9 protein-coding genes are annotated in these 12,270 nt (G+C 57.4%); 5 read left to right on the top strand and 4 right to left on the bottom strand.

Annotated elements, in window-relative coordinates; all coding sequences use genetic code 11:
• Positions 1-17: 17 nt before the first annotated feature.
• Complete coding sequence (locus GRX76_RS05115) at positions 18-1,847, top strand: amidohydrolase (RefSeq protein WP_201276917.1); 1,830 nt, start codon at positions 18-20, stop codon at positions 1,845-1,847.
• Between the two features lie 106 nt (positions 1,848-1,953).
• On the opposite strand, the gene GRX76_RS05110 is transcribed toward GRX76_RS05115, so the two are convergent.
• Positions 1,954-2,652, bottom strand: a complete 699-nt coding sequence (locus GRX76_RS05110; protein WP_160152324.1) for a hypothetical protein — start codon at positions 2,650-2,652, stop codon at positions 1,954-1,956.
• Between the two features lie 353 nt (positions 2,653-3,005).
• Between GRX76_RS05110 and GRX76_RS05105 the strand changes: the two genes are divergently transcribed.
• From GRX76_RS05105 to GRX76_RS05095, 3 genes are all read left to right on the top strand, one after another.
• Complete coding sequence (locus tag GRX76_RS05105; RefSeq protein ID WP_160152323.1) at positions 3,006-3,248, top strand: VF530 family DNA-binding protein; 243 nt, start codon at positions 3,006-3,008, stop codon at positions 3,246-3,248.
• A 109-nt stretch (positions 3,249-3,357) separates the two neighbouring features.
• On the top strand, positions 3,358-4,089 hold the full coding sequence (locus GRX76_RS05100; RefSeq protein WP_160152322.1) for a glycine zipper 2TM domain-containing protein: 732 nt from the start codon (positions 3,358-3,360) through the stop codon (positions 4,087-4,089).
• 257 nt (positions 4,090-4,346) lie between these two features.
• Positions 4,347-7,409: an ImpA family metalloprotease gene (locus tag GRX76_RS05095; protein WP_160152321.1), complete on the top strand. Its 3,063-nt coding sequence runs from the start codon at positions 4,347-4,349 to the stop codon at positions 7,407-7,409.
• Positions 7,410-7,548: 139 nt separating this feature from the next.
• Here GRX76_RS05095 and GRX76_RS05090 read toward each other — a convergent pair whose 3' ends face one another.
• Positions 7,549-8,451, bottom strand: a complete 903-nt coding sequence (locus tag GRX76_RS05090; RefSeq protein WP_160152320.1) for a helix-turn-helix domain-containing protein — start codon at positions 8,449-8,451, stop codon at positions 7,549-7,551.
• A gap of 233 nt (positions 8,452-8,684) precedes the next feature.
• Between GRX76_RS05090 and GRX76_RS05085 the strand changes: the two genes are divergently transcribed.
• Complete coding sequence (locus GRX76_RS05085; protein WP_160152319.1) at positions 8,685-10,205, top strand: aldehyde dehydrogenase family protein; 1,521 nt, start codon at positions 8,685-8,687, stop codon at positions 10,203-10,205.
• Between the two features lie 100 nt (positions 10,206-10,305).
• Here the strand turns inward: GRX76_RS05085 and GRX76_RS05080 are convergent, their stop codons facing one another.
• Positions 10,306-11,361 carry an SH3 domain-containing protein gene (locus GRX76_RS05080; protein WP_160152318.1) on the bottom strand — a complete coding sequence of 352 codons (1,056 nt, stop codon included), beginning with the start codon at positions 11,359-11,361 and terminating at the stop codon, positions 10,306-10,308.
• Complete coding sequence (locus GRX76_RS05075) at positions 11,358-12,047, bottom strand: glutathione S-transferase family protein (protein ID WP_160152317.1); 690 nt, start codon at positions 12,045-12,047, stop codon at positions 11,358-11,360. Before GRX76_RS05075 ends, GRX76_RS05080 begins: the two co-directional genes overlap by 4 nt.
• Positions 12,048-12,270: the final 223 nt, after the last annotated feature.

Below are 12,270 nucleotides of genomic sequence, written 5' to 3'. Positions count from 1 at the left end.
CTCTGTTTTTTTCGCTTATGACTCAAATTGCACTCGGCTCAGAAACTGCAGACACCATCTTCCATAACGGCACCATTATCACGATTAATGACGCGCAACCATCGGCAGAAGCCGTAGCTGTCAAAGACGGCAATATCCTGACGGTGGGCAAACTCGCGGATGTGCTCAAGACTGCGGGCGAAAATACAAAAAAAATCGACCTTGCTGGAAAAGCTCTGATTCCCGGTTTTGTGGATTCCCACGGCCACGCCTGGATGATCGGTTTCCAGTCCATGACCGCAAACCTGTTGCCACCGCCAGATGGCACCGGTAAAGATATTGAATCCCTGATCACACTGCTGAATGACTGGGCGAAAAACAATAAAAAAGCCATCGACCAGATCGGCTGGATCGTGGGCTTCGGCTACGACAATTCCCAGCTCACCGAACAGCGCCACCCTACCCGTCGGGACCTCGATAAAGTTTCTCGCGATATTCCCATACTGATTATTCACCAGTCCGGGCATCTTGGGGTCGCTAATTCCAAGGCCCTGGAAATTGCCGGTATCTCTGCAGAAACCCAAAATCCAAAGGGCGGGGTATTCCAGCGGGAGAGCGATGGCAAAACCCCCAATGGCGTTGCCGAGGAATACGGGTTTTTCCAAATCCTCGGGGCATTTGGCAAATCGCTGAACAAAGACGCAAATGATCTTTTTGGGATCGAGGGTACAAAATTGTTGGCCTCCTATGGCTACACCACCGGACAGGAGGGCCGGGCCACACAAGCGTCCCTCGATGCACTACAGCGGGTGGCCGATAGCGGTGCACTGAAAATCGATCTGGTGGTCTACCCGGATATTCTGGAAGTCTCGGATATGCGCCCAACCCGGGCGTATAAAAACCACTTTCGCGTCGGCGGAGCCAAGCTCACCATTGATGGCTCTCCCCAGGGGAAAACCGCCTGGCTGACCAAGCCCTACTTCATACCCCCTCCGGGTCAGAACAAGGGTTACCGCGGATACGCTGCCATTACCGAGCAACAGGCAATGGATGCAGTGCAAAAAGCCTACGCGAATAACTGGCAGATTCTGGTTCATTGCAATGGCGACGCAGCCATCGACCTGATGATCAAGGCGGTCAGGGCCGCCGAAGCCAAATACCCGAAAGTCGACAACCGCCCGGTGCTGGTTCACGGGCAAACACTGCGCCGGGATCAGGTGGACGAGATCAAGGCGCTGGGCATCTTCCCCTCGCTATTTCCCATGCACACTTTTTACTGGGGCGACTACCACCGCGACTCCGTGCTGGGCCCGGAGCGCGCCGAGAATATTTCGCCGACCGGCTGGATACTGGAACAGAACATGATGTTTGGCACCCACCACGATGCACCGGTGGCACTGCCGGATTCCATGCGCGTGCTGTCTGCCACCGTCACCCGCCGCACCCGCAGCGGGCGCGTACTCGGTGCAAAGCACCGCGTGCCCGTCGCCACGGCCCTCAAGGCGATGACACTCTGGTCTGCCTGGCAGCACTTTGAAGAGAACAGGAAGGGCTCGATTGAAGTGGGGAAAATGGCGGATCTGGTGGTGCTCTCGGACAACCCGCTGACTGTGCCGCAAGAGCAACTTGCGGACCTCAAGGTACTGGAGACCTACAAGGAAGGCGTTTCGATTTACCAGCGTGGGAAAGAAAACGCTACTGCGCCTACACCCGCCATGTTTGGTGTAACCCTGCCAACGTTCAGTGCCAGCGGCAGTGAAGCGCACATACATCCGCCTGGCATCCGCCACCAGCATGGTGACGGATGCTTTAATGATGCGTTGAGCCTGTTGATGCAGGCGGTAGAACAGGGCACTGGTGAAAAGTGATGCACCGGGGAGCCGCTGATCCTGGACAGTTTTTTCCTATCCAGTATCAGTGCAGAGTAATTTGCGGGACTGTTTGGGCCCTGATCGCAACTAAGGGTAATGCGGTCTAGGGGTAAGTGCAGTCGGTACAGAAGCTGCCCTCAAGTGTACCGCTAGCGCCACCAAACCAGTTTTCACCGCCACCGTTATCATTGAATTCCAGCGTCGTGCCTGTTGAGGTGCTGATCAATTCGCCCTTGGCTCCGGCAAAAGCACCGGTACCGCCCACAACCCTGTATTTCACCTTCAGATCGAAACCTCCAGCGATATCCGCAAGCTCTGGTCTTTCTTCAACCAGTACAAGATTGAAAAACGCACAGCCACTTGCATATTCACGTATGTCAGCGATAGGGGTATCAACCGGAGTTTCCATTGGAAATTCCGACTTCAGAAAAAGCTGCCCCTTTTTGAAGGTCAAAACCACATCCGATTTCACGACAATGAAAAAGCGTTCGACCCGCATTGGATCCAACCCATCATCCGGAGTGCAATCCGAGCTCTCATTGCGAAAATCCGCCACGGTATGACTCTGAAACGCCCCCATTTTTTTGCCCGCGGCAAACCCGTTGGCAATGGTGGTAATCGTTCTATCACCGGGCTTATAGGTCAGATACGAGGTGATGAAAGAGCCAGAAAACTCGCCCTTTTTCATTTCGAACACCTCGGCCTGAGCCGCACTGCCCAGGGCTATGGTGCCGAGCGCGATACTGGCAGCGGACACAAGCGCCTTCAGCGCATATTTCTTTCCTAGATTCGCAGTTTTCATGCTTTCTCCATTTGCACAATAAGCCCCACTCTCGAGCCGAACTGCTTGCTGCCAAATCGGGGATTTGATTGGTTGATTGCCCAGGTGAACTCCGGGATCCCTGGGCAACTGAAGATTAGACAGATGTTTTATTTGCGCCGGTCAGTTGGCAGGTGCTTCAACTCAGAATCCCAAAATTGCGGGCATGGCACTTATCGCCTTTAGCGAGCCGATCACACTCAACAATCCCGTATTCCTCCAGCTGGCGACTTCACTACCGCCTGCGGGACTCGGTAGTGGATACCGCCAGTGGTAACAGGGCATAATTCCGGGCTGAACTCTTCCAGAACGCCAATTTGTCCAGGCAGTCACTTATGCAGGATTCACAACCCAACAATCCGCTCCACGGCATCAAGCTCGCCGATATCGTCGAGGAACTGGAGGCCCACTACGGCTGGGATGGTCTGGCGGAGCGGGTCGATATCAACTGCTTCAAGAAAGACCCCTCGGTGAAATCCAGCCTCAAGTTTCTGCGCAAAACCCCCTGGGCCCGCAGCAAGGTCGAAGACCTCTATATTGCGACCTTCTGCCGGGATAACCCCTGGACCAAATCCTGAGATCCGCCGATCAGGTACCAGAAACGCTGACTCATTCACTGTCTGTTCAGATCACCGTTGTTACTATCCGCGCCAATAGCCATTGATAAGAACGAAGCGGATATTCAGCATGAGAATCTTGACCACCGCCCTCGCCGCGCTGCTCTGCGGCACCCTTTCCAGCAGCCTGTACGCCGATCCGCCCGAAGGTCGCGGCTGGAAGAAGAACAAACATCACAAGCACGAGCGCAAAGAGGAATACTGGGACGGCAACTGCAAGGTTGAGCGCAAGTGGAAGCGCAATGGCGACTATGTGGAAGAGCGCACCTGCCGCACCCGGGATCGCTATGTTGATCACCACCACCATGGACGCGAGCCCGTGCGTGTCGTGGTACTGCCGCCCTGGTTCAACCAACAGGCACCGGAACCCGAGTACCGCCCGGAGTGGCGACCGGCTCCGCAGCCTACTACCGCCTCCCGCTGTAACAGCGATAAGGTCGGCAGTGTGCTGGGCGGCCTGATCGGTGGCGTGATCGGTCACCAGATTGGCGACGGCCGCGGCAATACCGCAGCCACCATTGGCGGCGCCATCGCCGGTGTGCTGATTGGTGGCAACATCGGCAAAAAGATGGATCAGCGCAACCAGGCGTGTGTCGGACAGGTACTGGAATTTGCCCCGGAAGGTGAGCGTGTTACCTGGCAGAACGCCCAGGGCAACGAGCAGTACGCGGTCACCCCGGGTGCCTTTGAGCAGCGTGGCGACCAGTACTGCCGCTCCTTTGTTACCGAAATCGTAGGCCAGGGCGGCACTCAAAGCGTTGCCTGTCGTCGCCCGGACGGTAGCTGGGTTCCCGCCGGCTAAACCGCTTTACCCTCTCCTTCGCCACCGGCCTCTGTGCCGGTGGCTGCCCGCCATCAATTCCGCCTGTTTATTTATTCAACCTCATGATTCCATGTCGCCAATCGGTGACCAATATCCCAATTCAGTCAAAAACTTAACTTACTCCGCCCGAGATCAAGCGAGATCCGGCTACATCCGCATAATATGCCGCGCACATCGTAGGCGGGCCGGCGCGCCTGCAACGAGTCCAGATAGGTAACCTTCACTCAAGGGCAACAATGACCATAAAACCCATTACCAGATCATTTTTGATTTTCACGCTTCTCGCACTCGTCGGTTGTGGCGGCGGTGGCAGTTCCTCCAGCGATACGCCAGTAAACGACCCGGTTGAAAATCCGGGGGACGGCGGTGATAGCGGAGATGGCGGTAATGATGGGAGCGACGGCTCCGATAATGGTGATGGGCAAGATAGCGGTGACGGCTCAAGCCCGACCCCGGTATCCGTGACGCTGCCGGATCCAATCACCCTGTACAACGACCAGCTACTGAATCTGACGAGCAGCGTCAGTGGCGATGGCCCCCTCACTTTCCAATGGCAGCAAGTTTCCGGTCCCGCGGTCACCTTTACCGCGGCGGACGCGGCAGAAACGGAAGTTCTCTACCCTTCCTCAATGCAGACGGAAGCATTCGAATTCCGTCTCACCGTAAGCAGTGCAACCTCCAGTGCCAGCGATACCATCGCCGTCACCCTCAAAGACCGCATTGACGAAGCCGTAACGGCCGGCGATCCCGCACTGCTGCCCGCCGCAACCAGTGAACTGGAGCAGCGTATTCTCGATCGCGTGGCCGAGCGCCAGGAAATGGTTGCCGACTTTCACGCGGCCATTTTTGGCGAGGGCCCCATTGTTTTTGATCCCAGCCGAAATTCACGTTACTTCTCTCTCGACAGCCTGAGTGATGTGCTGGAAGTCGTAAACGGCAACCAGGGTTACACCTTCGTAACCGCCACCGATAAATCCGGATACCGCACCGTCGCCATGGGCGACAACGTTATCGTGGATCTCAATGGCGGCGGTCACGGGGAATTTTCGCAGCCGATGATTAATCTGCTCGACTGGCTGCTGGCCCCACAAGACACCAGCCTTTCCGGCGAAGGCGCGGTCACCGTGGCGCTGATGCAAATGAGTTCCGGCAACATGAGTGCCACAGAAAGCTGGTTACAGGGACAAAATAGTCAGGCCGTCATTAACCGCTGCGCGGTGGAAGCGGAGTTGAGCAGCTGCCTGAACGGCGCCGACCTGATCATCACCGGTGCAACCGACACCGCGATGGCAACCGACTCGGTAACCGCCGCACTGCAGCTGGCGGTGAACAACCAGCAATCCCTGCTGTATGTGCATACCAACAGCTGGAACTCTACCGCGCTGACCAATCCGATCCTGAGCTTCTTTGAGGTGCAGACACAAAGTCCGGGCAGTGCAGGTAACTACTTCTCCCAGGATGCCGCCAACTGGACTTCCGCGGAAGAGATGCGCGCGAGCCATTCCAGCCTCACCCAGATTGCCGGCCTGGTAAAAAACTTCAAAAACAACAGCTTCAGCTTCGATATTTCCCAGTGCGCCGATGAGGACAACAACTGCAGCAATATCGCGGCCTACGCCAGTGAATTCAGCAGCGCGAGCAATAACCTGCAGGGTATACCGCGACGTTTCGATCAGCAGTCACTGAATATATTCAGCATCGACGGCAAATACCGGCTGGAAAAACTGTTGCTCCTGCTGGCCGACAAATACCGCGAAAGCGTGGCCTTCCCCATGTGGAAAGACACCACTCCCACCGTGGACTTCCTGAGGGCGTATTTTGCCGACGCCATGGTGTACAACAGCCGGCAACACAATCCGGGACAACCGGACCTCGGCAATTTCAGCCGCGCGGATTTCAGCCACATTACGCCGGTGGATAAAACGGTAAACCTCACCAGCCGTCGCTCGTTCCGCGCCGCAGGTGTTTACGCGCTGCCGGGGCAGACCTTTACCGTCACCCGCACCGACAGCAACCGCGACGTTGATGCCTCGGTATTTATCAACACCCAGCGCACCGGCTCCACCCGCCATATGTACCCGAGCGCTAACGGCCCGACCTGGGGCTACACGCGGCCGAAGTTCCTGCAGTCCACCAAGCTGCCAATCAAAGCCGGCGAGACCATCGCCGTCACTTCGCCCTACGGCGGCCCGGTGCAGATCGGTTTCTCCGACAAAGGCACCGACATGACCTTCGCATTCAGTAATGTCGGCCAGCATCCCTTCTGGCAAACCGGTGGCGACGATGCTGCCTTCGCGGCGGCACTAGCGGCGGATCAATACGACTGGGCCGAAATCGTCACCGACTACTTCGAGGTCCATTCTCTCGGCACCAGGCTGAGCCGCTCGCTGTCCCAGGACAGCCGCTGGGACACCCCGAGCGAAATGGAAACCTATATCACCAAGTACCATCACAACTATTTGCGCATTGCCGCCGGGGTGCAGGGGGAAGGCATCGACGTCGTGCCGGAAATCCACAACTTTGCCGCGGACAACGGTTTCGAGCTGGCAGTATGGGATCAGGTCCAGCACGGCAACATGGATCAATCCACCTGTGGCGCCGGCTGCTCCGGCAATCCTTACGATGCGACCTGGGACTTCTCGGTTCTCGGCCACGGCGACCTGCATGAAGTTGGCCACAACGTGGAAAGCGGTCGCTTCAAGTTCAACGGCTTTGAGGGACACGCCACCACCAACTTCTATTCCTACTACCCCAAGTCCCGGGCACAGGACGAAGACGGGATTGCGGCAAATTGCCAGAACCTGCCGTTCGATACCATCAGCGGCGATCTTGCGGCCAGCCAGGGTGAGGCCGACCCGGCCGCCTATATGGCAGCCCGGGGTTATAGCGGTTGGAATTACGGGGTAGCACTGATCATTGAAATGATGATGCACGCCGAAGAAAACGGCGCGCTGGATGATGGTTGGAACCTGGTCCCGCGGCTGCATATTTTAGAGCGCGCATTCAATGCCGCCAAAGGCAATGACAGCGATTGGGAGGCCGGTAAGGACGCGTTGGGTTTCTCCAGCTATACTCGAGAGCAGGCCAATGCCATCGACAACAACGACTGGCTGTTGATCGCCAGCAGCCGCGCCACCGGCCTGGATTACCGCCCCTACTTTGACCTTATTGGCCAGAGCTACAGTGCGGAGGCCGATGCGCAGGTAGCGAGTTTCGCTTACCCGGCGGTGGAAAGTGCCTTCTATCTACCTGCTGCCAACAATGCCTATTGCGATGCGCTGGTCGGCCACGCCAAGTAGACCTACTGATCATCGAGAAATTAGCCATCGATAAAACAAGTATCGATGGAATTCGAAAAAAAGGCGGCCCAAGTCGGGCTGCCTTTTTTCTTTCTTAATCTCGCCGTTGTTGTTCGCCCGGTACCCCAAGCCCAAAAACTCAGTGTTGTTTTTCCTGAAACTGCTTGGGGCTCATGCCGAATTGCTGGTGAAAGCGTCGGCTGAAATGGCTCAGGTGGCGGTAGCCCAAATCGAAACACACACGGGTGACCGTCTCGCCTCGTGCCAGGCGTTCCTTTGCCGCCTGCATCCGCAGGTGCTGCTGAAATTCCGCCGGGGTACAACCCAGGTGTTTTTTAAACTCGCTGTAAAAACGGCTGCGGCTCATGCAGGCAATACGGCTTAGCTGGTCGATATCCAGCGGCTGGTCGAGTTTCGTCTGCACCAGGTGCAGCGCCGCACCCAGCCCATTCACTTCCGGATTGTTTTCACACACCTTCAGCAGGAAAGTGCGCATCTGTTCCCGCAGCATACGCACGACAAGCTCGCTCACACCCAGATCCACCAGTAAATCCCGGTCACTGGAATTTTCCGTAAAGGTGGTCACCAGCCGCTGCAACAGCGCCTGGGTCGCCTGGCTGTGCTGGGTGTGGATCAGCGTATCCGGGCGGTAGCGCCAGTCTTCGAACTCCGGTTGAACCGCCGCCGCGCCATTTAATTTCGCGCAGATATTTTCCACGCGCTCGCGGGCAATTTCGATAGTGAGACAGGAAGTAGGGGTTTCCAGGCGGGCGTCGGGGAAGTCGATGAATACCTGCTCGCCCGGCGACATCACAAAGGATTCCTGGGGAACAAATTCTGCGCGGTAGTTTTTTGCCCCGTGCATAATCTTGCGACCGCTGATCATGCCGCAATACAGGAGCTCACCGGAACAGAGGCCAACCCGCTCTGCCGGAAGGTAGGTATCGTAAACGCTGAGTTCAGAGCTGGGACCGGCGAAGGAGACGCGGTTTTCCACCAGCTCCCGCGGTTTGTTGCGACCGCGAATGGTTAATCCAGTCATAGTTTTCTTTTTAGTTATTGTTGCTGACGTTGCGCTTGCGGTTCTGGATTCAGAATCAAGTGATCTGTACTCAGAGGAAAGCCAGAGACTCCCGCAGCCCCTATGTTTTCATCGCTCAAACCAAAAAAAGCCGGGCCACCGCCCGCGCTTCAAGACTACTCCTCGTACTGACAGATAACAACGCACGCGGGGAGCTCAGCGACATAACAACGACTCGAAAGAGGAAAACCGCGATGATCTATGCACAGCCAGGACAAGATGGCGCGTTGATTCACTTTAAACCGCGCTACGAAAACTTTATTGGTGGCGAGTGGGTACCGCCGGTCGACGGTGACTATATGGAAAACGTGTCCCCGGTTACCGGCGAGGCCTTCTGTGAAGTGCCGCGCTCAGGCGCCGCAGACATCGAACTGGCACTGGATGCCGCGCACTCCGCCAAGACCGCCTGGGGCAAAACACCCGCGGCAGAGCGCGCCAATGTGTTGCTGCGGATCGCCGACCGCATGGAACAGAATCTGGAACGGCTCGCCGTTGCCGAGACCTGGGATAACGGCAAGGCCGTACGCGAAACCATCGCCGCCGATATTCCCCTGTGCGTGGATCACTTCCGCTATTTCGCCGGTTGCCTGCGCGCCCAGGAGGGAAGCATGGCAGAACTGGACGAACACACCGTCTCCTATCACCTGCACGAGCCGCTGGGCGTGGTCGGCCAGATCATTCCCTGGAACTTCCCGCTGCTGATGGCCGCGTGGAAACTCGGCCCCGCACTGGCCGCCGGCAACTGTGTGGTACTGAAGCCTGCCGAGCAGACACCCGCCTCCATCCTGGTACTGGCGGAACTGATCGGCGACCTGCTGCCCCCGGGCGTGCTGAACATCGTCAATGGCATTGGTGAGGAAGCCGGCCAGGCGCTGGCCAGCAGTAACCGCATCGCCAAGATCGCGTTTACCGGCTCTACCGCCGTGGGTGGCCATATCCTGAAATGCGCGGCCGACAACCTGATTCCCTCCACCGTAGAGCTGGGCGGCAAATCCCCGAACATCTATTTTGCCGATGTGATGCAGCAGGAAGAGGAATACATCAGCAAGGCGGTGGAAGGGCTGGTGCTCGCCTTTTTCAATCAGGGGGAAGTCTGCACCTGTCCATCCCGCGCGCTGATTCAGGAGTCCATCTACGACGACTTTATGCAGCATGTCGTGGCGCGCACCAAAGCGATCAAGCGCGGCAACCCGCTGGATATGGAAACCCAGGTTGGCGCCCAGGCGTCACTGAAACAGTTCGACCGCATCATGACCTATATCGAAATCGGTCAGCGCGAGGGCGCCGAAGTGATTTTTGGCGGCGGCGTCGAACAGCTGGGGGGCGACTTCCGCAAGGGCTATTACGTACAGCCCACCCTGCTCAAGGGCCACAACCAGATGCGTATTTTCCAGGAAGAAATTTTCGGCCCGGTGGTAGGTGTCACCACGTTCAAGGACGAGGCGGAGGCCCTGGCAATCGCCAACGACACCGAATATGGCCTCGGCGCCGGCGTCTGGACCCGCGATATGAACCTGGCGTTCCGCATGGGCCGCAATATCCAGGCCGGCCGCGTGTGGACCAACTGCTACCACCAGTACCCGGCCCATGCGGCCTTCGGTGGCTACAAGAAATCCGGTATCGGCCGTGAGACCCACAAACGCGCCCTGGAACACTACCAGCAGACCAAAAACCTGCTGGTGAGCTACGACACCAATCCGCTAGGTTTTTTCTAACCCGGCACAAAGTCCCGATTGCGGGATCCCTCCTGTGAGACATTGCGGGGAGCGCCGGCTCCCCTTTTTTTATGTCATTACAAGGTGGGCGCTAATTCGACTAGCCGCCGAAAATCACTGCATCCGGTATTTTGTAGCGCTCGGGACCGACACGGATCAGATAATTATCGTCCTCGCGTCGCGCACTGAATGGGCGCTGTCCGTCCGCTTCCGCGGTATCGGCGCCGGCCGCAATCCCCATCCGGAAAAACAGCGCCCGTCGCATACCGTCCGCGCGGGTGATCACCACAGTAGCAAAACCGCCACCAGCGCGCGCCACGCCAAATTCACACCACTGATCACCACAGGGTACATTGCCGGTTGCATCGAAATCCCCCTTGCCCGCGCGCAGTGCCGAATCGTCTGTACCGGCCGGCATGGAGCCATCGGGAGCGATTGCGGGAGTCAGGTAATCTGCGGCGACATAGCCCACCGGGCCGCCGCCAAACTGCTGAACGTTACACCACAGCCGGCCGCCGGCCGTTTCGCAACCGAGGTTATCCAGACGCTCGCCATTGGCGAAGCGCCCCACGATACTGGCAGAGGCGGAAGCCGCCGAGCGCAGGTTCAGCCCGGAGGGTGCGCCAGTCACTTCCCATACCCTGGGTCCGCCCTGCTCCACACTGGCCTTCGGTGGAATCGGATCAAATATATAAATGCCGGCATCCGCCATCAGGCTGAGAGACAGCCGACCATCACGGATCATATAACCACGCAACATGGGCGCATCACGTGCGAATTTCTCACCCAGATTATTACCCTGGCAGAGAGCAAGCGTCGCCCCTACCGGGCCCAATTCAAACTGGCCATTGGAAGGATCCGTGGAGGATTTGAGCTGCCACCTGGCACTACCCCGATTGCAGTCCAGCTGCATACTTGCGGTGCCATCTGCCCCGAAACGGATCTGTACACTGAGAGGGTTGTCCGGCCGCATGGAGCCGACCTCATCACTCATCGAGCGGAATTCTGACAGGCGCCAAGTGGTATTCTCCAGAACGCTGGCGTGTGTACTAACGCTTGCGAGGAACAACAGGGTAAAAGCCCCAAGGGATACAAACCCGCGGCGTTGGTATATCCGCTGCGACACCTGTAGCAAGCGGGCCAGTTTCTTATTCATTCATCCATTACCTTGCGCAGTGAGCGCTCTATCTGACCACCGCAGTATCCGCGGCCGTACTTTGCCCGCTGCTGCTCTAAAAATGGCGCAATGACCGCTCGGGATTCAATGCGCCGACACAACCCCGCAATCGCCGGGGCATTCTCCTGCACGTCATTTTCCAGCTGGGGAAAAGCGTACATCATGGTACCGAACAGCGCCGTAGTAGCAATGTCCGCTACCGAGATGGTCGAGCCCAGCAGGAAACCTTTGCCATCGTGCAATCCGTGGGCGAGGCCGGTGTTCTCGAAAATCTGCATCCAGTCCGGCAGGCGGCCGTAGCGAAAGGCGTCCCAGCGCGCTTTTTCCCACATCTGCATGCCGTTGTAGTTGGTGATTTCCATCAACACATCGTTGCAGTCCAGAATCGTTTTCAGGGCCAGGGTGTGGGTTTCGGCGCGCTTTGGCAGGTAGTCGTATTTATGCGCCAGGTGCATCAGGATGGCCGGCATCTGCGCGATGGTTTTGCGGATGCCGTAATCGTAGAGGTAAGGCGGCGCCATGCCCGGGTTCTGGATGGTCAGGCACTTGTCGGGGTAGATTTCACTGGCATCCAGCCGCTGGTAGCTGGCGCCCACATCCTGCAGCAGCATTTCGATAAACACGCCGCGAAAGGGCAGGTCCCAGTAGTAGAGTTTGTAGTCCATTGCGCTCACCCCTGGTTATTCACACAAAAAGACCGGGCCACTGGCCAGGCCTTGTATTACGGGTTACCTCCAGAGCAATAATAATCCACTGCCGCTTGGTTAATTGGCGATTACCCGCCTCTTAATTCGATCGCATAGAGACACGTCGCAAACAGGGCTTTTCATGGGAATATTTCTCTGCAAACCGCCGAACTCACATGTTATAAATCACGCCGCAGCCTGT

Source organism: Microbulbifer sp. ALW1, assembly GCF_009903625.1.
GTDB lineage: Bacteria > Pseudomonadota > Gammaproteobacteria > Pseudomonadales > Cellvibrionaceae > Microbulbifer.
This window is presented reverse-complemented; position numbering and strand designations above follow the sequence as displayed.

What these genes read in the sequence shown, in the direction of transcription:
- GRX76_RS05110 (WP_160152324.1), bottom strand. Translation starts at nt 2,652, where the DNA reads ATGAAAACTGCGAATCTAGGAAAGAAATATGCGCTGAAGGCGCTTGTG.
- GRX76_RS05090 (WP_160152320.1), bottom strand. Translation starts at nt 8,451, where the DNA reads ATGACTGGATTAACCATTCGCGGTCGCAACAAACCGCGGGAGCTGGTG.
- GRX76_RS05115 (WP_201276917.1), top strand. Translation starts at nt 18, where the DNA reads ATGACTCAAATTGCACTCGGCTCAGAAACTGCAGACACCATCTTCCAT.
- GRX76_RS05080 (WP_160152318.1), bottom strand. Translation starts at nt 11,361, where the DNA reads ATGAATAAGAAACTGGCCCGCTTGCTACAGGTGTCGCAGCGGATATAC.
- GRX76_RS05105 (WP_160152323.1), top strand. Translation starts at nt 3,006, where the DNA reads ATGCAGGATTCACAACCCAACAATCCGCTCCACGGCATCAAGCTCGCC.
- GRX76_RS05085 (WP_160152319.1), top strand. Translation starts at nt 8,685, where the DNA reads ATGATCTATGCACAGCCAGGACAAGATGGCGCGTTGATTCACTTTAAA.
- GRX76_RS05075 (WP_160152317.1), bottom strand. Translation starts at nt 12,047, where the DNA reads ATGGACTACAAACTCTACTACTGGGACCTGCCCTTTCGCGGCGTGTTT.
- GRX76_RS05095 (WP_160152321.1), top strand. Translation starts at nt 4,347, where the DNA reads ATGACCATAAAACCCATTACCAGATCATTTTTGATTTTCACGCTTCTC.
- GRX76_RS05100 (WP_160152322.1), top strand. Translation starts at nt 3,358, where the DNA reads ATGAGAATCTTGACCACCGCCCTCGCCGCGCTGCTCTGCGGCACCCTT.